Source organism: Microbacterium shaanxiense, from assembly GCF_054779995.1.
The window spans coordinates 161016-183498 of sequence record NZ_BAAGXE010000006.1 but is presented as its reverse complement, the minus strand read 5'-3'; the positions used below and the strand labels follow the sequence as shown (position 1 = coordinate 183498).

General features: G+C 66.2%; 28 protein-coding genes. 9 read left to right on the top strand and 19 right to left on the bottom strand.

Features of this window, described 5'->3' with window-relative positions:
- Positions 1 to 8: 8 nt before the first annotated feature.
- The gene (locus ACYVG2_RS18185; protein WP_460782260.1) at positions 9 to 758 is read right to left on the bottom strand and encodes an amino acid ABC transporter ATP-binding protein; all 750 of its coding nucleotides are present in this window, start codon (positions 756 to 758) and stop codon (positions 9 to 11) included.
- Between the two features lie 104 nt (positions 759 to 862).
- The gene (locus tag ACYVG2_RS18180) at positions 863 to 1675 is read right to left on the bottom strand and encodes a TrmH family RNA methyltransferase (protein WP_460782259.1); all 813 of its coding nucleotides are present in this window, start codon (positions 1673 to 1675) and stop codon (positions 863 to 865) included.
- Between the two features lie 85 nt (positions 1676 to 1760).
- On the opposite strand from ACYVG2_RS18180, the gene ACYVG2_RS18175 reads away from it, so the two are divergent.
- Positions 1761 to 2171, top strand: coding sequence for a ribosomal maturation YjgA family protein (locus ACYVG2_RS18175; RefSeq protein ID WP_460782258.1), 411 nt, complete (start codon positions 1761 to 1763; stop codon positions 2169 to 2171).
- A gap of 54 nt (positions 2172 to 2225) precedes the next feature.
- Here the strand turns inward: ACYVG2_RS18175 and rplT are convergent, their stop codons facing one another.
- From rplT to infC, 3 genes are all read right to left on the bottom strand, one after another.
- On the bottom strand, positions 2226 to 2612 hold the full coding sequence (gene rplT, locus ACYVG2_RS18170; RefSeq protein ID WP_033106886.1) for a 50S ribosomal protein L20: 387 nt from the start codon (positions 2610 to 2612) through the stop codon (positions 2226 to 2228).
- Positions 2613 to 2644: 32 nt separating this feature from the next.
- Positions 2645 to 2839 (bottom strand): 50S ribosomal protein L35, encoded by a 195-nt coding sequence (rpmI, locus tag ACYVG2_RS18165; RefSeq protein WP_448967753.1) that lies wholly within the window; start codon positions 2837 to 2839, stop codon positions 2645 to 2647.
- 72 nt (positions 2840 to 2911) lie between these two features.
- Entirely contained in the window at positions 2912 to 3538 is a 627-nt protein-coding gene (gene infC / locus ACYVG2_RS18160; protein WP_448967809.1) for a translation initiation factor IF-3, read from the bottom strand.
- Between the two features lie 261 nt (positions 3539 to 3799).
- Between infC and ACYVG2_RS18155 the strand changes: the two genes are divergently transcribed.
- Positions 3800 to 4195, top strand: coding sequence for a DUF1844 domain-containing protein (locus ACYVG2_RS18155; RefSeq protein WP_307364456.1), 396 nt, complete (start codon positions 3800 to 3802; stop codon positions 4193 to 4195).
- A 33-nt stretch (positions 4196 to 4228) separates the two neighbouring features.
- Here ACYVG2_RS18155 and ACYVG2_RS18150 read toward each other — a convergent pair whose 3' ends face one another.
- From ACYVG2_RS18150 to priA, 3 genes are read right to left on the bottom strand one after another with little or no spacing between them, the layout of a single operon-like run.
- Positions 4229 to 4630 carry a hypothetical protein gene (locus tag ACYVG2_RS18150; protein WP_460782257.1) on the bottom strand — a complete coding sequence of 134 codons (402 nt, stop codon included), beginning with the start codon at positions 4628 to 4630 and terminating at the stop codon, positions 4229 to 4231.
- A 20-nt stretch (positions 4631 to 4650) separates the two neighbouring features.
- Complete coding sequence (locus tag ACYVG2_RS18145) at positions 4651 to 5421, bottom strand: SseB family protein (protein ID WP_460782256.1); 771 nt, start codon at positions 5419 to 5421, stop codon at positions 4651 to 4653.
- Positions 5405 to 6151 (bottom strand): bifunctional 1-(5-phosphoribosyl)-5-((5-phosphoribosylamino)methylideneamino)imidazole-4-carboxamide isomerase/phosphoribosylanthranilate isomerase PriA, encoded by a 747-nt coding sequence (gene priA, locus ACYVG2_RS18140; protein ID WP_448967751.1) that lies wholly within the window; start codon positions 6149 to 6151, stop codon positions 5405 to 5407. Before priA ends, ACYVG2_RS18145 begins: the two co-directional genes overlap by 17 nt.
- A 99-nt stretch (positions 6152 to 6250) precedes the next feature.
- Between priA and ACYVG2_RS18135 the strand changes: the two genes are divergently transcribed.
- Complete coding sequence (locus ACYVG2_RS18135; RefSeq protein ID WP_460782255.1) at positions 6251 to 7477, top strand: MinD/ParA family ATP-binding protein; 1227 nt, start codon at positions 6251 to 6253, stop codon at positions 7475 to 7477.
- A 34-nt stretch (positions 7478 to 7511) separates the two neighbouring features.
- Here the strand turns inward: ACYVG2_RS18135 and ACYVG2_RS18130 are convergent, their stop codons facing one another.
- From ACYVG2_RS18130 to ACYVG2_RS18080, 11 genes are all read right to left on the bottom strand, one after another.
- On the bottom strand, positions 7512 to 7730 hold the full coding sequence (locus ACYVG2_RS18130) for a hypothetical protein (RefSeq protein WP_460782254.1): 219 nt from the start codon (positions 7728 to 7730) through the stop codon (positions 7512 to 7514).
- Positions 7731 to 7801: 71 nt separating this feature from the next.
- Positions 7802 to 8287: a TY-Chap domain-containing protein gene (locus ACYVG2_RS18125; RefSeq protein WP_460782253.1), complete on the bottom strand. Its 486-nt coding sequence runs from the start codon at positions 8285 to 8287 to the stop codon at positions 7802 to 7804.
- The gene (locus tag ACYVG2_RS18120; protein WP_460782275.1) at positions 8277 to 8726 is read right to left on the bottom strand and encodes a DUF6301 family protein; all 450 of its coding nucleotides are present in this window, start codon (positions 8724 to 8726) and stop codon (positions 8277 to 8279) included. The genes ACYVG2_RS18125 and ACYVG2_RS18120 overlap by 11 nt, the downstream gene beginning before the upstream one ends.
- A 158-nt stretch (positions 8727 to 8884) precedes the next feature.
- Positions 8885 to 9346 carry a DUF6301 family protein gene (locus ACYVG2_RS18115; protein ID WP_460782273.1) on the bottom strand — a complete coding sequence of 154 codons (462 nt, stop codon included), beginning with the start codon at positions 9344 to 9346 and terminating at the stop codon, positions 8885 to 8887.
- 67 nt (positions 9347 to 9413) lie between these two features.
- Positions 9414 to 9947 carry a hypothetical protein gene (locus tag ACYVG2_RS18110; protein ID WP_460782252.1) on the bottom strand — a complete coding sequence of 178 codons (534 nt, stop codon included), beginning with the start codon at positions 9945 to 9947 and terminating at the stop codon, positions 9414 to 9416.
- A 2-nt stretch (positions 9948 to 9949) separates the two neighbouring features.
- Entirely contained in the window at positions 9950 to 12175 is a 2226-nt protein-coding gene (locus ACYVG2_RS18105) for a hypothetical protein (protein WP_460782251.1), read from the bottom strand.
- A gap of 5 nt (positions 12176 to 12180) precedes the next feature.
- Positions 12181 to 12552, bottom strand: a complete 372-nt coding sequence (locus ACYVG2_RS18100) for a DUF6507 family protein (RefSeq protein ID WP_460782250.1) — start codon at positions 12550 to 12552, stop codon at positions 12181 to 12183.
- A 24-nt stretch (positions 12553 to 12576) separates the two neighbouring features.
- Positions 12577 to 12912: a hypothetical protein gene (locus tag ACYVG2_RS18095; RefSeq protein ID WP_460782249.1), complete on the bottom strand. Its 336-nt coding sequence runs from the start codon at positions 12910 to 12912 to the stop codon at positions 12577 to 12579.
- A complete protein-coding gene (locus tag ACYVG2_RS18090) occupies positions 12912 to 13958 on the bottom strand; it encodes a DUF6177 family protein (RefSeq protein ID WP_460782248.1) in 1047 nt (348 codons plus the stop codon). Before ACYVG2_RS18090 ends, ACYVG2_RS18095 begins: the two co-directional genes overlap by 1 nt.
- Positions 13958 to 14269, bottom strand: coding sequence for a pore-forming ESAT-6 family protein (locus ACYVG2_RS18085; protein WP_460782247.1), 312 nt, complete (start codon positions 14267 to 14269; stop codon positions 13958 to 13960). The genes ACYVG2_RS18090 and ACYVG2_RS18085 overlap by 1 nt, the downstream gene beginning before the upstream one ends.
- Positions 14270 to 14305: 36 nt before the next feature.
- Positions 14306 to 14665 (bottom strand): hypothetical protein, encoded by a 360-nt coding sequence (locus tag ACYVG2_RS18080; protein ID WP_460782246.1) that lies wholly within the window; start codon positions 14663 to 14665, stop codon positions 14306 to 14308.
- A 130-nt stretch (positions 14666 to 14795) separates the two neighbouring features.
- On the opposite strand from ACYVG2_RS18080, the gene ACYVG2_RS18075 reads away from it, so the two are divergent.
- The 6 genes from ACYVG2_RS18075 to ACYVG2_RS18050 are packed head-to-tail and all read left to right on the top strand — an operon-like array spanning position 14796 to position 22446.
- Entirely contained in the window at positions 14796 to 15506 is a 711-nt protein-coding gene (locus ACYVG2_RS18075; protein WP_460782245.1) for an FHA domain-containing protein, read from the top strand.
- Positions 15503 to 16024, top strand: a complete 522-nt coding sequence (locus tag ACYVG2_RS18070) for an OCRE domain-containing protein (RefSeq protein ID WP_460782244.1) — start codon at positions 15503 to 15505, stop codon at positions 16022 to 16024. The genes ACYVG2_RS18075 and ACYVG2_RS18070 overlap by 4 nt, the downstream gene beginning before the upstream one ends.
- Positions 16021 to 17340 carry a type VII secretion integral membrane protein EccD gene (gene eccD / locus ACYVG2_RS18065; protein WP_460782243.1) on the top strand — a complete coding sequence of 440 codons (1320 nt, stop codon included), beginning with the start codon at positions 16021 to 16023 and terminating at the stop codon, positions 17338 to 17340. The genes ACYVG2_RS18070 and eccD overlap by 4 nt, the downstream gene beginning before the upstream one ends.
- A complete protein-coding gene (locus ACYVG2_RS18060) occupies positions 17337 to 17984 on the top strand; it encodes a hypothetical protein (protein ID WP_460782242.1) in 648 nt (215 codons plus the stop codon). The genes eccD and ACYVG2_RS18060 overlap by 4 nt, the downstream gene beginning before the upstream one ends.
- The gene (gene eccCa / locus ACYVG2_RS18055; protein WP_460782241.1) at positions 17981 to 21916 is read left to right on the top strand and encodes a type VII secretion protein EccCa; all 3936 of its coding nucleotides are present in this window, start codon (positions 17981 to 17983) and stop codon (positions 21914 to 21916) included. The genes ACYVG2_RS18060 and eccCa overlap by 4 nt, the downstream gene beginning before the upstream one ends.
- Positions 21913 to 22446, top strand: coding sequence for a hypothetical protein (locus ACYVG2_RS18050; protein ID WP_460782240.1), 534 nt, complete (start codon positions 21913 to 21915; stop codon positions 22444 to 22446). Before eccCa ends, ACYVG2_RS18050 begins: the two co-directional genes overlap by 4 nt.
- Positions 22447 to 22483: the final 37 nt, after the last annotated feature.

The window sequence follows — 22483 nt, the reverse complement described above, 5'->3', positions numbered from 1 at the left end:
AGAAAAGGTCAGTGTGTGAGGAGCTTCGAGAGGAAGTCCTTGGCGCGATCACTCTTCGGGTTCGTGAAGAATTCCTCGGGCGTCGCCTCTTCGACGATCTTCCCGTCCGCCATGAAGACGACGCGGTTCGCCGCCTTGCGTGCGAAGCCCATCTCGTGCGTCACGACGATCATCGTCATGCCGTCCTTCGCCAGGCCGACCATGACGTCGAGCACCTCGTTGATCATCTCGGGGTCCAGGGCGCTGGTCGGCTCGTCGAAGAGCATCACCTTCGGACGCATAGCGAGAGCACGGGCGATCGCGACGCGCTGCTGCTGGCCTCCGGAGAGCTGGGCGGGAAGCTTGGATGCCTGCTGGGCGACTCCGACGCGTTCGAGAAGGGCCATGCCCTCCTTGTCGGTATCCGCCTTCTTGAGGCCGCGGACCTTGATCGGCCCGAGGGTCACGTTCTCGAGGATCGTGAGATGGGCGAAGAGATTGAAGGACTGGAAGACCATTCCGACGTCGGCGCGGAGCTTCGCGAGCCCCTTGCCCTCGGCGGGGAGCGGCTCGCCGTCGATCGAGATCTTGCCGCTCGTGATCGTCTCCAGACGATTGATCGTTCGGCACAGCGTCGACTTGCCGGACCCGGACGGCCCGATCACAACGACCACCTCGCCCTTGTTCACGGTGAGGTCGATATCGGTCAGCGCCTGGAAGTCGCCGTAGTGCTTCTGAACGTTCTCCACCACGACGAGGGGTGCACCAGTCTCGGTCATGTCCCCACACTAGTGAGTGCATGAGCACAGGAACCAGCATCCACGTCGGCGGGTTATCGAGTTGTAACCGATCGGAAACAGACGATCGACGCGGAGAACGGAGGTCAGCGACCGTCAGCGGCCCGCTGCGTGAAGGCGCTCTCGTACAGGCACACGCTTGCGGCCGTGGCGAGGTTCAGGGACTCGGCACGGCCGAAGATCGGAAGCTTGAGCACGTGATCGGCGAGCGCCAGAGCAGACTCCTCGAGTCCGCGTGCCTCGTTGCCGAACAACCAGGCCGTCGGCTGCGCGAGCACGCCCTCCGCGCGGGCCTGCAGAAGATCGTCGCCCTTGACGTCCGCGGCGAGCACGGTGACCCCGGCGGCATGAGCACGTTCGACCACGTCTTCGAGGTTCCCGCCGACCGACACCGGCAGGTGGAAGAGCGATCCCGTCGTCGCGCGCACGACCTTGGGGTTGTGAGGATCGACCGTGCGGCCTGTGAGGATCACCGCATCGGCACCCGCGGCATCCGCAGCACGGATGATGGTGCCGAGATTGCCTGGGTCGCGAACTTCTTCGCAGATCGCGATCAGCCGAGGGGATGCTGCGAAGATGTCGCGCGCCGACGTCGGCGCCTGTCGGACGACGGCGATCACGCCCTGGGGAGTGACCGTGTCGGCCATGGCGTTGAGCACATACTCGGTGACGTACTCGACCTTCACCGAGTGCGCCGCGCTCGCGGAGCGCAGGTCAGGATGCCTCTCCCATCCGGTCGGGGTCGCGAACAGTTCGACGATCCCTTCCGGGCGATATGCAAGCGCCTCCCGAACAGCCTGAGGACCTTCCAGGAGGAAGAGCCCCGTCTCCGTTCGCGCGCTGCGCTTCGTCAGCTTCGCGACGGCTCGGACACGCGGGGACCGGGGATTCTCCAGCACCATCCCAGTCTAGGGACACCAGACCCGGCCCGGAACACATCCAGGCGTCGAGCCTGCGCGCAGGTTGAGTTCGTACTGTGCACATGTGACCGATCGCACCACACGCTCCACCGCCCGGCGCAGGACCGCGCTCGTGGCGCTGGCGGTCGCCGTGCTCGTCGCCGGTCTGCTGGTGCACCGGTTCGGTTCCGGCGACATCGGCGACATCGCGGGTGACGCCCTGTACGCGGTGCTCGTCTACCTGCTGTTCGCGATCGTGCTGACGCGAAGCGCGCGGTCGTTGCCGGCGGCACTCGCGATCATCTTCTGTACCGCCGTGGAGTTCTTGCAGCTCACGGAGCTGCCGCGCACGTGGGCTCTCGCGTTCCCGCCCTCCGCGCTCGTGCTCGGCTCGGGCTTCGCGCAGCGCGACCTGCTCGTGTACCCCGCATCCGTGCTGCTCGCGATGATCGTCGACGTCGCAGTGTCGCGGCGAGCGCGGCGACGCCGGCGCTGACATACGAAGACGGGCGCCTCCCCGAGGGGAAGCGCCCGTCTTCGTGAGGGATGCTTACGCAGCCGACTTCGGAGCGTTGACGTCGGAAGGCAGGGCCTTCTTGGCCGTCTCGACCAGCGAGACGAACGTCGCGGGCTCGTTCACCGCGAGCTCGGCGAGCATGCGGCGGTCGACCTGGACGCCGGCAAGGCCGAGGCCCTGGATGAAGCGGTTGTACGTGATGCCGTTCTGGCGTGCAGCGGCGTTGATGCGCTGGATCCAGAGGCGACGGAAGTCGCCCTTGCGCTTGCGACGGTCACGGTACGCGTAGACCAGGGAGTGGGTGACCTGCTCCTTGGCCTTACGGTAGAGGCGCGAACGCTGGCCCCGGTAACCGGAGGCGCGCTCGAGGATGACGCGACGCTTCTTGTGGGCGTTTACCGCCCGCTTTACTCTTGCCATTTTCCTGAGTTCCTATTCCTGCGTTCGGGCGTTCAGCGACCGAGAAGCTTCTTCGCGACCTTGGCGTCGCCCTTGGCGAGCACCTGGTCCTGGTTCAGACGGCGGGTGCGACGGCTCGACTTGTGCTCGAGGTTGTGGCGCATCCCGGCCTGCTGCTTCTTCAGCTTGCCGCTGCCGGTGATCTTGAAGCGCTTCTTAGCACCCGAGTGGGTCTTCTGCTTCGGCATCTTCTCTTCCTTCGTATGGCGCCTTCTCAGGCGACGGTTCAACCCGCGTTGCGGGAGTCTGGGGAGCGGGTGTTACTCCGCGGCGGATTCCTTGGTGGTATCCGCTGTCTCACGCGTCGCATGCGACGCCTGCTTGTTGGCCGCACGCTGCGCGTCGCGCTGGGCGTTCTGCTCGGCCTTCGCGTCCGACTTGTTCTTCAGCGGCGCCACGACCATCACCATGTTGCGACCGTCGATCGTCGGGTTCGACTCGACGGTACCGAGCTCGGCGACGTCCTCAGCGAACTTGCGCAGCAGACGGACACCCTGCTCGGGGCGCGACTGCTCACGACCACGGAACAGGATCATGGCCTTGACCTTGTCACCGGCCTTGAGGAAGCCCTCGGCGCGCTTGAGCTTCGTCGTGTAGTCGTGTGCTTCGATCTTCAGACGGAAGCGCACCTCTTTGAGGATCGTGTTCGCCTGGTTGCGACGAGCTTCCTTCGCCTTCTGCGCGGCCTCGTACTTGAACTTGCCGTAGTCCATGATCTTGACCACGGGCGGCTTCGAGTTTGGGGCGACCTCGACGAGGTCTAGGTCGGCTTCCTGCGCAAGGCGCAACGCTGCCTCGATGCGGACGACGCCGATCTGCTCACCCGCGGGGCCGACGAGGCGGACCTCGGGGACGCGGATGCGCTCATTGGTGCGGGGATCGCTGATGCGGAACTCCTTTTAGACGATGGATTAAGCCACCGTGACGCTGACTGCGACACGGGCGAAATCGGAATCGTCCCCCACCCACCGGCATTCAGACGCCGGCTTCGCACCCTGAACATCGGACTGCGTCCGATCTGCCGACGTGAGCCGGTGGAGTGCAAGACCCGGTAGCCTTGAACGGCAAGCGCGGGTGGGAAGTGAATCCTCTTTCGTTCCGGAGCAGTTACGCTCCGAAGCCCGACAAAGTCTAACAGAAGGCAAGGCATAGTGACGATTCCGGTTCAGGATGACGGCCACGACGAGCGCCACGAGCGCTGGCAGCAACAAGAGGATGCGGCATCCGCAGCCACCCGCGATATCGCGGACGTGCCGGCGGTCGAGGTGATCACCACCGCCGCCGTCCATCTCATGAGCGCCGCAGCGGTCAAGACCGGCCTCGCGGACAACCCTGACGCCGAACTCGACCTCGATGAGGCCCGCAAGCTCATCAACGCCCTCGCCGGACTCATCACGGCCGGTGCCCCCGAGATCAGCGACATGCACGCGCGCTCACTGCGCGACGGGCTGCGCTCGCTCCAGCTCGCCTTCCGCGAAGCATCCGCCATTCCCGACCCGATCGGCAAGGGGCCCGGCGAGAAGTGGACCGGGCCGGTCAACTGACTTCTGGCGTTCCGCAGCTGCGGCGGAGGAACCTCAGCGGGTCAGGGTGATCGTCTCGGCGACGCTGGGGCCGCCGCAGACTCCCGTGGAGTGCGTCCAGGCGATGTCGTGCTCGGACTCGTGCAGGAGTGCGCCGACGGAATCGTGGACGCGAACGGTCGCCTCCTCAGGGGTGGTCATGCCCAGGCTGAACACGCCGACCTCGTTCTGCACAGGCATACCCATGTCCGATGACGGCGACGCCTCTTCGCCCGGCGCCGCTGAGCATCCGGCATCCACGCAGAGCTGGACGAGCGCTGTCTCGCCGAACGCCGAAGCATCGACGCGCACAGTGTTGTTCCAGCCGATCGCCGGGCACACGACGTCCGATGAGCATCCGGTAGATCCGAGCGCGAGTACGAGGCCCAGCATCCCGACCGCCAGCATTCTGCGCATGAGGCGAGAATATGCCAGAGTCAGGCCGAGCGGCGGAGCTTCACGGTCAGGGAATCGGCCAGGACGGCGATGCGGTCATCGGCCGCCCAGCGCTGCGCCAGGCGCCCGAGTACGGCATCCAGCACATCGCGCTCCAGACCGTCGACGAGTTCGAGGATGACGACAAGCTCGGGGCCGCTCAGGCGCGCATCCGGATCGCCCGCCTCGACGGCGACGTCGATCACCGCGAGCTCGCGCGCGACGCTCTCCTGAAGAGCCGTGAAGACCTCCGGAGAGTGGAAGCTGGGCTCCCACTTCTGGCCCTGAGCGATCGCCCAGACTGCGGGGCGACGGATCACGAACTCGGTCTCGGATGTCGGATCCAGCACGATCAGGTCGGTCTGCTCAGACGATGCGGCCAGCGCCGCGCGCACGGCCTCCACCGGGATCGGCCGAGCCGTGGCATCCCACTTCTGCATCGCAGTGACCGATGAGAACACCGGCTGCACCGTACGACCGTCCGGAGCGGCGACCGTCACGATCGACAGCTCCTGGGTCTTGTCGACGGTGAGGCCGCTGGGCGCCACGCCCTCCTCGCCCTTCTCAGCGACGAGAGGGATCAGCACGCGAGCTGAGCGGAACGCATCGATGACCTCGACCTGGCTGCCCTCCCCCGCGCGGAAACGCATCAGCGCGGCGAGCAGTTCGGGGTCGGCGGCGCCGTCATCCCCCGAGTGAGCGTTCGACTCGAAACTGCGACCCTCCCAGGGGACGCCTGCGGAATCGCCGGCGCCGTCAGTCCCCCGCGACATCCAGCGCCTCAGCCAGCGTGAACGCACCGGCGTAGAGCGCCTTGCCCACGATCGCGCCCTCGACCCCGAGATGCACGAGCTCGCGCAGCGCGGCGATGTCATCGAGGCTGGAGATTCCGCCGGATGCGACGACCGGCTTCGGTGTGCGGGAGGTCACTTCGCGCAGCAGTTCGAGGTTGGGGCCGCGCAGCGTGCCGTCCTTGGTGACGTCCGTGACGACGTAGCGGCTGCATCCGGCATCCTCGAGACGAGCGAGCACCTCCCAGAGGTCGCCACCCTCCTTGGTCCAGCCGCGAGCGGCGAGAGTCGTTCCGCGCACGTCCAAGCCGACAGCGACGGCCTCGCCGTAGCGGCCGATGACGTCAGCAGCCCACTCCGGGTTCTCCAGCGCAGCGGTGCCGAGGTTGATGCGGGAAGCGCCGGTCTCGAGTGCGGCTTCGAGGCTCGCGTCATCGCGGATGCCACCGGAGAGCTCCACATTCACATTGCGGAACTGCTTGATGACCTTCCGGAGCATCGGCGCGTTGGATCCGCGACCGAACGCGGCATCAAGATCGACCAGATGGATCCACTCGGCACCCTGATCGACCCACTCGGCCGCGGCGTCGAGCGGGTCGCCGTAACTGGTCTCGCTGCCTGCCTCACCCTGGGTCAGGCGGACCGCCTTGCCCCCGGCGACATCGACAGCCGGGAGAAGAGTGAGCTTGGGCGTTGACGCGAAGTCGTTCATCTCGTCCTCTGTAAGGGGTGGAGTGCTCCGATGGGAGGGCACGAGAACTGAGAGTACCTCCGAGGTCGGTCAGCCTCAAATGCCATTAGGCTCTACGTGATGTCTGGAGCAACCGAGGAACCCACGCCTTCGGCCGATGTGCCGGCCATGAGCGGTGACCACGCGCAGCCGATCATCAGCAGGATACCGCCGATGGCGCAGGCCATCCCACCGGTTCCGCCGCTCCCGTCGACATCTGCTGAAGCCGTCGATGCATCGCGGGACGAGTACCTCGAGCAGACATACGCGGCGGCGCCCGCGACTCCGGCCGATCCGCCGCAGTATCGACGCAGCAGCTTCACAGCGCAGATCGATGATGCACCTGCCGCCGGCGCGGACCTGCCCTCTCGACGGCAGCAGCGCGAGCAGCAAGAACGCAAGTCATTCCTGCAGACGGAACGTCCGGAAGAGCCCGCCAGCGAAGGCGCGCGCGGTGCTCTGAACCGTATGGGCTTCAAGCTCGCACCGAATGCGGCGGAGCAGTCGGCGCGCAACGACGAGCTCGCGGTGAGTCAGCACTGGCCCGGTCCCAGGACGATCGCCGTCGTCAACGGCAAGGGCGGCGCGGGAAAGACACCGACGACGATCCTGCTCTCCGCGGTCTTCGCCCGCTACGGCGGTGCAGGTGTTCTCGCATGGGACAACAACCAGACGCGTGGCACGCTGGGGTGGCGCACCGAAGCAGGTGCGCACGATCGCACGCTGCTGGAGATGATCCCCGAGGCGGAGCGGCTGCTCGGCACCGGTGCGCAGTCGGCAGATCTCGCGCACTTCGTCCATCACCAGCCCCGCGAGAAGTACGACGTGCTGCGCTCGAAGCCCATCAGGCTCGCGCACGAGAACCGTCTGCGCCCTGAGGATGTCGATGCCATCCATGCCGTCGCGACGAAGTTCTACCGGCTGATCATCATCGACTCGGGCAATGACGAGTCCGATCCCATGTGGCTGCGCATGATCGATCGTGCCGACCAGATCGTCGTCGCGACCACGACTCGCGCCGACCACGCCGAGGCGGGCGCGCTGCTTCTCGAAGCCCTCGAGGAGCGCGACGATCGTTCCGCACAGCTCGCCCGGCAGTCCGTCGTCGTGGTCTCGCAGGCCGATCCGAAGGCTTCGGCAGCCGACATCGAACACGTCGTCGGCGGATACCGGGCCCTCGCGAGGGAGGTGGTCAGCATCCCGTTCGATCACGAGATGGTCGACGGTCACCTCCGGTACGGCGCGCTCGCGAAGCGCACTCAGCGAGCCTGGCTCTCCGCTGCCGCCTCGGTCGCCCGCGGGCTCTGACTCGCCGGGGTGGAGTGGGCTGGACCGCTCCGGTTCACAGACGGCTGTCCGTGTACGCATCGAACAGCGCCGAACCTGCGGCCTCGACTTCGTCGGTGTGAGCCGCGAAGGCGGCAGCAGCGTCATCGACATTCGCAGCCACGGCGTCCAGGTAGCCCCGCCACGTCTCCAGGTCGTCTTCGAGGCCATCGGGGACGGACTCGATGCGATCGACGAGTTCTGCTCGGCCTGCGAGATCGACATCGCCGTTCATATCAGGAATCATGACCACGAAAACGGCATGGTCCCGAGCCTAGAGCGCACGCAGGATCGTGATACCGCCGTTCAGGACGCCGCAGGTAACCCGAGCTGAGCCATCTCGAGCGGATCCTCACCCTTGTCCAACGCCTCGATCTGCTCTGGGTACAACGTCACACCCTGCGGGAAAGCCTCCGCCTCACGCCACGCCCTGTATATGAGTTGCCCTGGATCGGTGACGCCGAAGACGTCCCGCAACGCCACCACACACCGCTCCGCCAACGCCGAATACTCCGACGTCAACGCCGGCAACGGCAACACGAACGACCAATTCGGCTGACCAGAAGTTGGTCTCTCCCAGCCGAGCGATTCCAGCCGCGTCGCATCAGCGTCCGGCACAAACTCTGGCCCCGCCGCCTCCGCGTACAGAGCATCCGCACGACCCGCGAACTGCACATACAGCCGCGAGTTCTCCCGCGACGACACGATCAGAAACACACGATCAGAAACTACTCGAAACGCCGCAACCAACCGCCCGGCCAAATCCGACCACACAACAGAATCAGACACCATACAACGCCGCCTTCCGATCAGACTCCACACACTGCGGCGTACTGAACGACGCTGACACGGATCGTTTTGACAAGCTGAACCGGACCTGTCCACCACCAGAGACATCCCAGGACGCGCGCGACGCATGCTTACTACGACCCATGATCTGCTGACCCCACCGTGACGTGCCTTCCCGCACAAGTAGAGCGAACTGATCGCCCAGAAACGCCGTTGATTCTGACGTCGGAGGCGGCGTCGAATCCGTCACCCAGAAGTCCATGGAGTAGACACGCCCCTCTACGTCAGGGGTTCTCACATCAGGGTGATTCAAGCCGGTGACGGAGTTGACAAGGTAACTCACGCCGTTCTCGACTTCAATAGTCCAACCCAACCGCTCCGATGCGATCTTCTGGGCTTCACCTCGCGATAATGGCCACTCCAACGCGATGAAGAAGTCCATCACGTCGCACACTTCCACCGGAGGCATAACTTTCCACGTCACCGTTTCACCTCATCTTCGCGAACGACCGACGGGATCGCCGCTGTTCCAGGTCACCATCCGGATTGCGATCATCCAGTATCCCTCGAGGGAGCTCACCACGACTCGCGCGCGCAGGCTCACCAAGAATCGCTTCGAACTGATGCCGCCGCCTTCAGATCAGACTCCACACCCTGCGGCGTACTGAACGATGCAGAAACCGACCGTTCCGCCAGGTTGAACCTCACCCGTGCGGCACCGGGCACGTCCCATGACGCACTCGTACGAGCGTCGCCGTCACTCATCTCCGGCCTCCCCCACCTGGACGTGCCCTCACGCACCAGCAGAGCGAACTGATCGCCCAGGAAAGCCGTCGATTCCGGCGTCGGCGGCGGTGTTGCATCCGTCACTCGAAAACGGAGCACGTACATCGCTCCCCGCGGATCGATCGTGGTGACATCCGGGATGCTGAGCCCGGTCACCGTATTCATCAGGTAGTCCTGTCCGTCCTCGGTCTCGATCGTCCAACCGAACCTTTCCGAAGCCAGTGACTGCACCTTGGCCTCCGGCAACGGCCACTCCAATGCGATCAGGAAATCCATCACGTCACACACCTCGGCGGGAGGCATCACTTTCATTGGATGCAACATCCGATCAGACTTGAGATGTTCATTTGCCGGGCAGCTCGGCGTGCGCCAATTCCTCCCACTGACCCCACTCGGGAACCGGGAGATACAACGGTGCAGGATCAAACCGACGATCTGCGGTCGTCTCCACCGGATTGCCCTTCTCCCGCATCGACAAACGCCCCGTCCCATCCTCATTGTTGAACACCGTCGCATGCACCAATGCCAAACCCTGGGACCGGTACAGCATCTCCTCCGCCGGAGGATACGACCAGATGTCAGCCTGATCACCGAACAGGCGACCATCGCCAAGGTTCTTCCACCACGTCTTCGACAAGGGCACTCCCGGCAACTGCTGATGCGTCACCGTGAACGACGGAAACTCCCCCGTCGTAACGGCGATGTACCACGGCACGATCCCCGTCGCCTCATCCACCGGTGCCACCACCGTCAACCGCTTCGACGGATCGTGATACCGCCGACGCGCCTCGTCCTCATCAATCCACGACAGATCTGGATCCGGATACGCGTTCTGGGATTTATAGACGAACCGACCGCAATACCGCCACTCCACCACGACTACCCACTCTCCACTAACGACGGATGCAGCACCGTCGTGCCGTCGACTCGAATCTCTACCACGCTAGTGCCGTCGGCCGACACCATCCACTCCGTGCCCTTCACGTCCTTGACCTCGATGCCGCGTTCCATCGCCGCTTTCAGGAACGAAGCAGGCGGGGGAGAATTCTGCGGTGGAACTTCAAGAACTTGATCACCGGCGAGCGGCCGCCCGATGATGTTGTCCGGGTCGAACCCGGCCGCAGCGAGGTCGCGCCTGTTTGTCGGCGTGTCCGCGACGACCACGTCTCGAAGGTCGGGATCGTATTTGTTCTTCAACTCGTTCAGGTAGCTCTGCGCCGTCTGCGGTCGAACCTCTGCTAGTTGAGTGTTCTTGCGGGACACGATCTGTTCACCGGGAACCACGGAATCCACCCGGTTGTACGACGGCTGATGAGCATCCGGCACCCCGCTGCCGCCAAGTGCACTCCCCGGCTTCGTCACATGCAACTCATTCAGCGGATACCGGTGATGGTTCTCGATGTTGAAGATCTCGCCCCGCCAGAACCCTCGCACGTGCTCGTCATACCGCCACGATCCATCCGGCAGCTTCGCGTCGATGAGCGTCTCGAACCGCTCGATCCGCTGCAGGTCCTGCGTCGTGGGCCCTGCACCACGATCGGTCCGCCCATCACCGTCGACGCCATGGCCAGACGCTCCGGGGTCATCCCCCGCTCGCGGTGGCACGTCCCCGGGATCCACTGCCTGCGATGGGCCTTCGACGCCGAGGTCCGGTCGTTCCGGTGCCACATCCACCGCACCGGGCCGCGCACCGTCCACGCCCGGCGTCTCAGAGCGAGGAGGCGGCGCATCCAGACCCAGCGACTCCGATACCGGAGCGCGCGGCGGCAGAACCGGAACATCCGTCGCCGCGTTCGCCACGCCAGGGAGCGGCGACGGACGCATTGGCGCCGTGCCGATGCCCTCCACAAGACCACGCCATCCGCCCCTGAGGCCGTTCGCGCTCAGATCGATGATCCGCACCGTCCCCGCGACGATGTGAGACCCGCCAGGGACCGCGAATTCCGCCACGTGGGTGCCGACACGCACCACGAACGACCCGGCCTTGGTGCCCGACAGGACCACCTTCGCCCCACCGCCGGCCCACCCGGCCACTGGGATGAAGAACGTGCCGATATTCGCGACCGTCTCAGTGCCCGTCGCGACGGCGTCTTCCTCCCACTTGTGCCAGCCGTTCTCACCAGCCAGAGCCGCCTGATGATCCCAACCGATCAGGCTCCCCCACCCCGTCGCCGCGACATTCACACGATCACGAACGAAATCGCCCGACGGTCCCGGCAAGAATCCCGCCGCCAGCATCGGCGGCGACGTAACGATGACCGTCGACAACAGGAAATCACCCACGCCCAACCACGATCGCCCCGCGACGCCCCAGCTCTGTTCCCCCGTCGCGGCGTCATAACCTCCGAGGGCCTGAACACCGGTCACGATTCCCGTACCGAAGTTCGAGAATCCGTGGCCGACCGACTCCGTGCAGTTGCGATCCTCCTCTACCGCCGAACCCCACGTGGAGACCTCCGGTGTGTTCGCCAACGCTTCGGCCGTGATCACTGTCGGCGGTGCGACGCACACCATCGTCAGCTCGCTCTGGATCGCGGTGGCGCAGGTCACCGCAGCAGCGGAAATCCGCTCGATGATCGCGTTGTACTGGTCGAAGTACCCCTGATTCTCCTCCACGGCAGGACCGTGTTCGCGCCACGAGATGGTTGTCGTCTCGTTCGCGTCGTCCACGGGCACTGGATTGCCATCCGGTCCTGTGGTGAAGTTGCCGAGGAAGCCCCTGGCTTCCCAGTTGCTCACCTCGTAGCCGGCGAGCGCTTCCAATCGAAACTCTGCCGCATCCTCTTCCAGTTTCACGAGGTCGGGCCTGATCAGTTCCAGTTCGGCAGCGTAGGTCTCGATTGCAGTTGCGATACGCGAGGTCACGCCGTCCATCGTCGTCGCGCCCTCGACCGCCGGATCCATCAAGGCGTACACGGCGTCCTGATCAGGGGTCTCGAAAACTCCTGGTGCGGACAACCCCGCCCATGCCGTCGACGCATCTTCTGCGCCGGAGAGCACCTTCGTACCGATCGCGGCGACGTTCGTCGCGGCGCCGCTGATGATCTCCGTGTCAAGATCCTCCGATTTGCACACGAAAAGCGACGGTGTGATCAGATCAGCCATAGTTCCTACTCTGATTTGTAGCCGTGCTGTTCGAAGTACGAGAAGTCGCCGTCTTCGGCGGTGGCGTACATCTCGGTCTGAAAGGTCTGAGCCATGTCCTCATTACCCTCTTGGAGAGCACGCGCCGAGTTGCCGACGCCGGATATGCCAGCCGCGACATGATTGGCGATGTTCTCGAGGTTCACGTTCTGCTGTTCCGTAAGGACCTCGTTCAGTGCCTGGGGAACGCACTGCGTGACCCAGCTACCCCAGGTGAGGGCGCTGAAGATCGTCGCAATCGACTCTTCTGTCACCGCGCCCGCCAACGTCTCGTACGCCGTCGTCGTATCGGTCAGCGCCGTCGTAACCGGCACCGGATCCATCTTCCATTCAGACACTTCCCACACCTCTCCGGTCTCGCATCACAGCTTCTCCCTCACAACTCCTCGCACAGACCTCGCCAGCGCCTCCGCGAGCGGCCGTGCAGCCGCGCTCGCCTCGAACGGGACTGTCATCTCCGTCCACAGCGCGAACGAGAGCGGTGGATCCTTCAGCATCGCCCGCGCCTCATCCGGCACATGCACCGCCACCGGATCGAAGATCGTCAGGACCTGCGCCCCGGTCGCGTCGACGAACTGGGTCACCTCGCCGTCGCGGTACTCGATCCCCACGCCGTCCGGAATCACCTGCGCCGCCGTCGCCGCCATCAGGTCGGCGGTGAGCGGCACGTCGCTCAACAGCACGAGTTCGCGCGCCATCAGGACAGCCCTCCGAGTTCCATCGCGAGCACAGCCCCCAGCCGCTCCTGGTCGAGGTCGTAGGCGAAGGCCCACAATTGCGACCAGAGCTCGTCCCGCCCCGTCATCCGCACCAGCGCACTGGGCACCCGTCCAGGGCCGAGCGTGGTCACGTCGTGACGTTCGGCAAGCTTCGTGAAGTCGAGACGAAGGTCCCTGACCGCGCGCGGACCGATCAGCACTGCCAACGGCGCATCCACCGGCTGAGCCCCCACCCTGAATCCGAAGTCCGCAGCGTTGTGCCTCAGCATCCCGGCCGAAACCATCGCCACCCGCGGACGGAACTCGTCGACCAGCCCGGACAGCATGCGTGTCGCGGTCGGCATGACCCGATCGCGCAGTTCTTCGACCGGCGTCGAGCTCAGGCTCGGCAGCGGCACGCCCCCGTGCACGCGCTGGATCAGTCCGTCGCGCGTGCGCGCCACCGTGAGCGAGCACCATGCGCCCAGATCGGATGCAGCGAGGATCACCTCGCTCGCCGGCATCTGACCCTGCACCTGCGTGGTCAGCGCGCGATGATCCCACTGCGATGTCAACGGCTCATCGCGGCCGTAGCGTGTCAGCGAACCGCCGCCCAGCGTCGCCACTGCGTGATCAGCCAGCGGGCCGACGAGCGTCGAATCCACTGCTCGTTCCGTCGCGTAGATGTCGAAGAGCACGACAGGTACAGGCAGCCCCTCGAACACCACGTCGGTGTGGCGCTCAGAAGCATCCGTTCCGGTCCACAGCTCTGAGATGCTCCGTATACGCAGTCCGGATCGCGCGTCGAACACTCCCCGGGCATTGCAAAAGGCCCAGAGCGCGCCGCTCTCAGTCATCGCGGTGTAGAGGTGGGGACTGATGAGCGCCCCCTCCCCGGTGAGGAGGACCGGTCGCAGACCGTCCGCGCGGCAGTGAGCGAGGAAATGCCGCAGCGGCCGTGAGTAGGCGACCCGGTCGTGCTCGACCGAGAACAGTGCGTAGTCATCCGTCCACTCATCCGCGAACGGATGGACGGCGTCGACCATCAGATCGGCAGCGCCGCCCGCGCACGCTGCAACGCACGTATGGCGACATCATCGTTCTGCTCGAGCGAACCACGGATCGCAGCGATCACACCGCGCACCTGGACGCCCGCATCGTTCCACTGCTTCTCCAGGGCGGCGTACTCGTCCGAGACGCCATCGGCCTGGTAATCGGCCATCGCGGCCTTGACATCCTGATCCCGGCGCTCGAGAGCCGCCTCAAGGCGACCCGCGACGGTCTCGAAGTTCGACTGCGTCGACTGGGATGCACCGACGTTGTAGTCGTTGCGATCTGCTTGGTTCTCAAGTGGCATGACATACCCTCCGTGATGTGTCTGAGTCTTGACAGGTCAGGCGCTGGACTGACCCGAGATGCGAGCGAGTGTCGCCTCGCTGCTGAAATCGGCGGACGACTGCCCGGCGTCGTGCGCGGCGGCCCCGTCTTCACCGGCAGTGTTGAACGCGATGTTCTGCCCCGAGATCGCACCGACGATACCCGCGAGAGCACCGTTGAGGCCGTTCGCGATCGCGTCGGTGTTCAGCTTGAAGTTGTCGAATCGTGCACGTGCGGGACCGTTGAAGACCCCTTGAAGCGGCTCAGCGGCCTCGACGAGCGAGCGGACGAGCGTGCCGAGATCTTCGGACTCGGTCGCCGAACGCTGGCCGAGACGGACCAGCGTCTCCGCCTCCATAGCGAATTTCATGTTCATACCGCACTCCTTCCGAGAGACGTGTTCAATGCTAGGGAAACTGCTGCGGAAGTCCATGGGTAATACTCCCCATGCCCCAAGGTCACAGGCGAACATCAGGTGAACCGGTGCGCTGTGTACGATGGCCGACGTGTCCTCTGATCCTGCCGTGCCATCCCGTGCAGCAGTCCTCACCTCCGTGGGGATGGATGTGCTGACGGTGATCCTGGCGGGTGCGGTCGGCTTTGCGATCGCCCCGTCGGCGCCCCTCGTCTGGGCGCTTTCGGTGGGCGCGGCGGCGGTCGTGGCACTCGTGATCTGGCGCGGGATGCTGGGCGGCAGCATCGGGCATTCTTTGCTGCGACTGCGCAGCATGGACCAGCTTTCGGGGCTTCCCTCATTCCGCTTCCGCTCTTCGCGCATTGCCCGACGCGGCAGCGAGGACGACCCGTTCGCACTACGTCCGCAGCGATCCTCCATCGCGACACCGCCGCGGCCCGACTCTCGCCCCGAACCGCCGCGCTCGCACCTCCGTCTGGTCGTGGATGACGGCACGACCCATACGGTGCAGCATTCGGCACTCATCGGCCGCGACCCGACCGTTCCGCTCGATCCCCGACACTCACTCGTCGCGATCCCCGATCTCACCCGCACGATCTCGAAGGTGCACATGCTCGTCCAGATCGGCACGGACGGATTGTCCGTCACCGACCTGGGCTCATCGAATGGGACATACGTAGAGGGTGCGGATGCGCCCTTGATCCCGCACCTCGCGACCGTCGTGCCGTGGGGAGCCGCGCTCCTTCTCGGCGATCGTCGGGTCACCCTGGAACAGCGACGACGCTCGACGGAGGTCTCGTGATCGACTACGACCAGACCCTGCTGGAGTCGACGCGCACGCACCGCGATCGACTCACCGCGGCCTTCGTGCACGGCGCGCAGCGCGACCGGCGCAAGGTCAACAACAACCTCAGGCGTCTGACCGGATCCATCATCCTGGGCGCTGTGATCTGCGCAGGCTGCCTGGGTACCGGCTTCGTGCTGAACATCATCGAGACGCAGCGCGAGGACAAGGCGATCGCCGCATTCCGCTCGGCGATCGCCTCCAGTCCGCTGCAAGCCGGTGACGGGCTTATCGAGGATGAGGAGACCGGTTATCTGATCGACACCGCGACCTCTGAACTCATCGATCCGCGCACGGGATTCATCGTGGACCCGACGACCGGATGGGCCACCGACCCGCAGGGACGCACGATCGATCCGCGCACGGGCTGGTACATCGATCCCGAGACCGGCTATTACACCGACCCGGAGACCGACGTCACCATCGATCCCGAGACGCTCGAGGTCATCGAATCGATCGAAGATCAGAAGGAATGATGGAATACACGCGCGTCACAGTCATCGGCAGCCGCCGCAAGGCGGACCTCGTGCTGCCGGACGACCACCCCGTCGACGAGTTGCTCCCGGAGATCATCGACCTGCTCGAGGAACCCGTCGCAGCAGGCTCCCCGCTCGTGCTTTCCACGCTGCTGGGTCAGCCGGTCGACGGACGCGCGGCGCTGTCCGATCAGGGCATCGACCACGGTGCGCTGCTCCGCCTCCTCCCCGCCGATGACGCACCGCGTCCGCCCGACGTCGCAGAGGTCACCGAGGCGGTCGCCGATGCGTCGGTCGGTCGCCCTGATCGTTGGAACAGCCGGCTCACGGCGATCGTGGTCGCATCGACGATCGCCGTGGTCACCACGACGGCCGGTCTGCTGCTTCCGCAGCCGGCGACGGCCGCGATCATCCTTCTGTCCTCCGTCTTCCTGCTCGCCGCCGTCGGTGGCGTCGTGCTCTCCCGGCGCGACAACATCTCAGGACAGCACGGCCTGCTCGGACTGTGCATCGGTGCCGCCCTGCCGCTCGGACTCCACACGGCCGTCTCCTTGCCTGCGCAGGGTGCCGCGGTGATCCCGGTCGCACTCGCGATCACCTGGGCACTGATCTGGGCCGCGGTGGCCGTCGTGGTCGGTATCGGCGGCCGGCATCCCGGAGTACTGACGGGCGCAGCGCTGGCCCTCCTGAGCAGCGCCGTCGTGCTTGTGGCGACGCTGAGCGCGGCGTCGATCCCGCTCGTGGCGGCGTTCTCGGGTATCGCGGCGGCTGTCGTCCTCGCACTCGCACCGTCGTTCGCCCTCAGCAGCGCGGGTGTGACCAGGCTGGACGACAGCGCCATGGACGGCGACACGGTCAAACGCACCGACATCGACTCGGCATTGGCCACGGCGTTCGCCTCGCAGACCGCTCTCGTACTCGCACTGACGCCCCCGATCGCATCGACGGCCATGATCCTCGGCGCCGGTGACACCTGGCAGGCCGGCCTCGCCGCAGCCCTCGTCATCCTTGTGCTGGTGCGCAGCAGACTCTTCCCCTTCGCGACCGCCCGCATCGCCCTGCTCGCGGCGACCGTGCTTCCGGCCGCCCACTGGTTGTGGACCACTGACATGCTGCCCCAGCCGTGGCCCGTCCTCATCAGCGGGGTTGTCGTCCTCCTTCTCGTGCTGGTCGCCGTCATGCGACCGTCTGCGGCAGCGCAGGCGCGTTTGCGGCGCTTCCTCGGCGTCCTCGAATCGTTGTCCGCGATCGCACTGATCCCACTCCTGCTCGGCATCCTCGGCATATTCGACGATCTTCTCGGAGCGTTCTCGTGAGCAGGTGGGGAGGGCTGCTCCAGGTCTGGTCGACAGCACGGCACGAGCAGGCGATCTCCGCCGAACGCGACCTGCGCGCGCCCCTCCCGGTGGTGCGTCGGATCGGATTCGCATCGCTTCGGGGCGGAACCGGATGCTCCACCGCAGCGCGTGGCGTCGCATCGACGCTCGACGGGCGCAGAAGCGGTGGTGTCCTGCTCCTCGACGCGGCCGACGCCAGCCCCACCCGGTCCCCTCTTTCGGACTCGGGCACAGGGCGCGCCCCCGAACTCACGCTCACCGACTGGGGCTCCATCGACGCCGCACGGCTCTCCACGATCTCGGCGTCATCTCACGTGCTGTGCTTGACGTCGACGACCGAACGGCCGGCGGTGCAACAGGCCCTGGACGCGGCATCCTCCGTGATCGCATCGGGAACGCCGACGGTACTGGTGGCGTCGTCCGTGCGCGGGAGGGCGACGCCCGCGGCGCGACGGATGCTCGCATCGTCGCCGGTCCCCGTGTTCCTCCTGCCCTTCGACCGCACCGTTCGCCTCGGTGAGCCCGGCGCCCGCAGCAATGCGAGCGCCTTCGCCCTCGCGACGCTGAGCGCAGAGGTCGTGCGCCTCGGCGGACGCTCCTCGACGGAGGTGCTGGTCGCATGACCCGGACGTTGTTCCACCGCCCCACACGGGTGACGGCGCCTCCGACTCCACCGGAGCCCGAACTCATCCCGCCGCCCCCGGCGCTCACCGATCAGGGCGGCGGCATGCCGCTGCAGTTCATGCTTCCGCTGATCGGGGCGTTGTCGTCCGTCATCATGATGGTCGTGCTGCGCAACGGACAGCCGTTGTTCCTCGTTCTGGCCGCCGTGATCTTCGTCGTCGCCATCGTCGGCGGACTCGGTTTCGCCCTGTCCGCACGCGGTCGGGCGGCACGCAAGGCCCGCACTCAGCGCGAGTTGTATCTCGACTACCTCGAGCGCTACCGGTCCGAGTTGCGTGAGCGCGGCGCCAACGACCGAGCCGCTGCGATCGCCGTGCATCCCGCCCCGGAAGCGCTCGTCGGCATCATGCGCGATCCGGCTCGCCGATGGGAACGCCGCCGCTCCGATGACGACTACCTCTCCGCACGGCTCGGCGTAGCATCCCGCCCGTGGTTCTCGCTCACCGTCGCCCGGAGCGACTCACCGCTCGAGCCCGCGGACCCCATCCTGCTGCGCGAGGCGGAGATCGTCGCACGCAGCCTCGACGCCGTACCCGAGATGCCGGCGACGGCAGATCTGAAGGACGCATGGGTCGTGTCCGTGGTCGGCGACCGTGACCGCGGCATGTCGGTGATCCGCTCACTGATCGCCCAACTGGCCACCGCGCACACTCCGGACGATCTGACCCTGGCCGCCGCCTACGCACCGCAGCACGCCGATCAGTGGAACGGATTCGATCTCCTGCCCCATGTGCAGGATCCCGGTCTCTTCGACGGCCCTGTCCCTGCACGCCGGATCGCTCCCGACATCCGTTCCCTCGCTGATGTCCTCGCGGGCGACCTCGGCAAGCGTGCCGGTTCCGCCGCAGGCGTGCAGCGCCACGGCCGAGGCGAGAATCCGCACGGACGCCTCCTCGTCTTCCTCGATGACCACGGGCGGGCCGCGTCGCGTCTGAACAGCCCGGATCCGCACCTGCGCATTCGTGACCTCAACATCACCGTCGTCCATCTGCTCGCAGACCGTCTGGATGAGCCGGACGACGTCGACATCCGCGTCACCGTCGACGACGACGGTGCGGTGATCACCTCACAGGCGTCTTCGGCCGCTCCCGCGCATGTCGCCTTCACGCCGGATCGGACACACGACGGGACGGTGACGACGCTGGCTCGCTCGATGGCCGCGTTCCGCACGGTGCACGCGTCTCGGCCGCAGAGCGGCACGACCGAGGCCTTCGACATCACCCAGCTTCTCGGGATCACGGATGCGTCCGCGATAGACCCGGATGAGCTGTGGACTCCCCGCTCGCCCAGCGCCTTCCTGCGCGTGCCGTTCGCGCTCGACGACAATGACCGCCCCGTCTTCCTCGATCTGAAGGAGAGCGCGCAGGAGGGCATGGGCCCACACGGCATCTGCGTCGGCGCCACAGGTTCGGGCAAGTCCGAGATGCTGCGCACCCTGTTGCTGGCCCTCGCCCTGGCGCATCCGCCTGAGGACCTGAGCTTCATCCTCGTCGACTACAAGGGCGGCGCGGCCTTCTCGCCTTTCCAGAAGCTGCCGCACGTCGCCGGTCTCATCGACAACCTCGCCGACGACCCTCAGCTCACCACTCGCGCACGCGCCTCGCTCCAGGGCGAGGTGGTCAGGCGACAGCAGCTGCTCAAGGATGCTGATGCGTCGCCCTCCATCACGCATTACCGGGAGCTCCGCAAGACTCGGCCCGATCTGCCGCCGATGCCGCATCTGTTCATGGTGATCGACGAGTTCGGCGAACTGCTCACCGCCGAGCCGGAGTTCATCGACCTGTTCCTGCAGATCGGCCGGATCGGCCGCTCCATCGGCATCCATCTGCTCCTTTCCAGCCAACGCATCGAGGCGGGCAAGCTGCGCGGACTCGACACGTATCTGTCCTATCGGCTCGGATTGCGGACGTTCAGCGAGAGTGAGTCGCAGGTCGTGCTCGGGACGACGGACGCCTATCGACTTCCGGCCTTGCCCGGTTACGGCATCCTCAAGGTCGACACGTCGCTGTATCAGCGATTTCGTGCGGGCTATGTGTCCGGTCCGGTGCCGGTCCGGTCCGCGCCTGCACCCAGCGAGGGTGAGCTCACACGCGTCTTCCGCGTGCCGACGTACAACGGCATCAGCCGGGACGACGACGATGACGGGCCATCGGCGAGTCCGGCGTTCACCACGCCAGAGGTCGGGCAGCTGCTCGTGGACGAGGCCGTTCTGCGACTTCGCGCCGACGATCGCACCGTCTCGTCGGCGTGGTTGCCTCCGCTGCCGGAGACCCTCGCTCTCGGGCAGATCCTGGGAGAGCGGGAGCGGACGGTCGCCCCGGAGACGCCGATCGGGCTGATCGACGATCCGGCGCACCAGAATCAGCAGCCGTGGATGCTCGATCTCACGCGCGGCGGCGGCCATCTCGCCATCGTCGGAAGCCCCCAGTCAGGGCGCACCACGCTGCTTCGGACCATAGCCGTGTCCCTCGCGCTCGGTCGCACCCCGGCCGAAGTCGCGGTGTACGGGATGGATCTCGCCGGCGGGGGACTTCGCCGACTCGAGCCGTTCCCGCATGTCGGCGGCGTCGCCACTCGATCGGATCCCGCGCGAGTGCGCCGGCTGATCGAAGAACTCGAGGCGATGCTCGCCACGCGTGAGCGCGTGTTCAAGGACTCCGGCATCGATTCGGTCTCGCAGTTGCGTGCACGGCACGCCGCCGGACAAGTGCCGCAGCTGTCGTCCGCAGACGTGGTCGTGCTCGTCAACGGATACGGCGCCCTCAGACAGGAGTTCGACGATCTCGATGCCGCGTTCACCGCTGTGATGCTGCGTGCGTCGAACTACGGCGTGCACATCGTGCTCGGACTCTCCCGGTGGAGCGAGTTGCGCATCGCCCACCAGTCGCTGTTCGGGACGAAGATCGAACTGCGACTGAACGACCCGACCGAATCGACGATCGACCGCTCTCTCGCCAAGACGATCAGCACGTCGACGCCGGGGCGGGCCCTCGCCGACAGCGGACTCCTGGGCCATGTCGCGCTGCCCGTTCTCGAGACGAGCAGCGACGAGGAACTGGGCGACCAGATCGAGGAACTCGGACGGCGGGTGGCGGCGTCGTGGGCCGGCCCGTCTGCCGCCCCCATCCGGTTGCTCCCGCAGGAGTTGGATCCGGAACAGCTGCCGGAGGCTGTCGACGAACCGGATGCCGTACCGTTCGGCCTGCGCCAGGACACGATGGCCAGCGCGTTCTGGGAGTTCCAGCAGGCGGATCAGCATCTGCTCGTGCTCGGCGATGCGCGCAGCGGGAAGTCGGCGACGCTGCGCATGATCGCCGCAGGTCTCATCGAGAGATTCACGCCGGAGGAGCTCGCTATCGCCGTGGTGGATTCCCGCGGCCACGTCGCAGAGGTCATCCCCGACGAATACCTCGCCGCACACGCCAGGACGGCGACGCAGGCGTCGGGCCTGGCGTCGTCGATCGCGACGGAACTCGCCCGCAGACCGCAGATGTCCGCGAAGGAACTCAGGAGCGTTCCCCGAGTGGTGCTGCTCGTCGACGACCACGACATCATCAGCGCGGGCGGCATGGAGCACCTGTCGGCGCTGGCGCCGCATCTGCCCACCGCACGCGACAGCAAGTTCCACATCGTGCTCGCGCGTCCCGTCGCCGGGTCGGTGCGTGCGATGTACGGCGCCTTCCTGCAGGGCATCCGCGACACCGGGGCAGCGCTGCTGATCCTGTCCGGCGATCGGAGCGAAGGGCAGATCATGCCCCGTCTGTACGCGGAGAGATTCCCGCCGGGGCGCGGACGCTATGCACGGCGCGGAGAGAGCCCGTTCGTCGTGCAGGTCGCGCATCTGCCCGACAGTGCGGAGGCGAGACCATGACCTCGTTGACGTTCCTCGGCACGAGTGGAGGCACCGGCACGACGACCCTCGCTGCTCTGAGCGTGCTGCTTCTGGTCGAGCAGGGCTCGCGGATCCCGACCGTCGTCGCGGAGGATGCGCAGTCGTTCGACCTCCGCCTCGGCACCCTCTCGTCGCCGGTGCGCGGGAGCGGGCACGAGCTGGTCGACGGCGGACGATATCAGGCCGGAAAGGCCGCGGCGGCGATCGAGCAGGGCCGCCTGGTCCTGGTGGGCGCATCCACTCCCCAGGGCGTCGCCGCGCTCGAGAGCAGTCTCTCGGACGTGGCGCAGCGCTTCGGCGCCCCCGGTCTCGAACGCACCCTCCCGGTGCTCTGCTCGGCGTTCGGGAGATCCCCGGCCGTCGCCGGCCGCGTGTCCATCCCCTTCGACGCGCGTCTCGCCGTCGGCGCGCCGCTCACGAAGACGCTTCCGTCCCTGCGCGCACGGACGAAGACCGCACTGAACATGCAGTGGCTGCCCGTCGTGCGGGAGACCTACGGTATCCGGTGACCTGTGCGTCACCGGCGCGGCTCCTCGTCGGAGCGGT

What these genes read in the sequence shown, in the direction of transcription:
- rpmI (WP_448967753.1), bottom strand. Translation starts at nt 2,839, where the DNA reads ATGCCGAAGCAGAAGACCCACTCGGGTGCTAAGAAGCGCTTCAAGATC.
- eccCa (WP_460782241.1), top strand. Translation starts at nt 17,981, where the DNA reads ATGACCCGGACGTTGTTCCACCGCCCCACACGGGTGACGGCGCCTCCG.
- priA (WP_448967751.1), bottom strand. Translation starts at nt 6,151, where the DNA reads ATGAACGACTTCGCGTCAACGCCCAAGCTCACTCTTCTCCCGGCTGTC.
- ACYVG2_RS18145 (WP_460782256.1), bottom strand. Translation starts at nt 5,421, where the DNA reads ATGTCGCGGGGGACTGACGGCGCCGGCGATTCCGCAGGCGTCCCCTGG.
- ACYVG2_RS18080 (WP_460782246.1), bottom strand. Translation starts at nt 14,665, where the DNA reads ATGAACATGAAATTCGCTATGGAGGCGGAGACGCTGGTCCGTCTCGGC.
- ACYVG2_RS18150 (WP_460782257.1), bottom strand. Translation starts at nt 4,630, where the DNA reads ATGCGCAGAATGCTGGCGGTCGGGATGCTGGGCCTCGTACTCGCGCTC.
- ACYVG2_RS18050 (WP_460782240.1), top strand. Translation starts at nt 21,913, where the DNA reads ATGACCTCGTTGACGTTCCTCGGCACGAGTGGAGGCACCGGCACGACG.
- ACYVG2_RS18135 (WP_460782255.1), top strand. Translation starts at nt 6,251, where the DNA reads ATGTCTGGAGCAACCGAGGAACCCACGCCTTCGGCCGATGTGCCGGCC.
- rplT (WP_033106886.1), bottom strand. Translation starts at nt 2,612, where the DNA reads ATGGCAAGAGTAAAGCGGGCGGTAAACGCCCACAAGAAGCGTCGCGTC.
- ACYVG2_RS18125 (WP_460782253.1), bottom strand. Translation starts at nt 8,287, where the DNA reads ATGGTGTCTGATTCTGTTGTGTGGTCGGATTTGGCCGGGCGGTTGGTT.
- ACYVG2_RS18105 (WP_460782251.1), bottom strand. Translation starts at nt 12,175, where the DNA reads ATGGCTGATCTGATCACACCGTCGCTTTTCGTGTGCAAATCGGAGGAT.
- ACYVG2_RS18115 (WP_460782273.1), bottom strand. Translation starts at nt 9,346, where the DNA reads ATGGATTTCCTGATCGCATTGGAGTGGCCGTTGCCGGAGGCCAAGGTG.
- ACYVG2_RS18085 (WP_460782247.1), bottom strand. Translation starts at nt 14,269, where the DNA reads ATGCCACTTGAGAACCAAGCAGATCGCAACGACTACAACGTCGGTGCA.
- eccD (WP_460782243.1), top strand. Translation starts at nt 16,021, where the DNA reads ATGATGGAATACACGCGCGTCACAGTCATCGGCAGCCGCCGCAAGGCG.
- ACYVG2_RS18120 (WP_460782275.1), bottom strand. Translation starts at nt 8,726, where the DNA reads ATGGACTTCTTCATCGCGTTGGAGTGGCCATTATCGCGAGGTGAAGCC.
- ACYVG2_RS18095 (WP_460782249.1), bottom strand. Translation starts at nt 12,912, where the DNA reads ATGGCGCGCGAACTCGTGCTGTTGAGCGACGTGCCGCTCACCGCCGAC.
- ACYVG2_RS18090 (WP_460782248.1), bottom strand. Translation starts at nt 13,958, where the DNA reads ATGGTCGACGCCGTCCATCCGTTCGCGGATGAGTGGACGGATGACTAC.
- ACYVG2_RS18130 (WP_460782254.1), bottom strand. Translation starts at nt 7,730, where the DNA reads ATGAACGGCGATGTCGATCTCGCAGGCCGAGCAGAACTCGTCGATCGC.
- ACYVG2_RS18185 (WP_460782260.1), bottom strand. Translation starts at nt 758, where the DNA reads ATGACCGAGACTGGTGCACCCCTCGTCGTGGTGGAGAACGTTCAGAAG.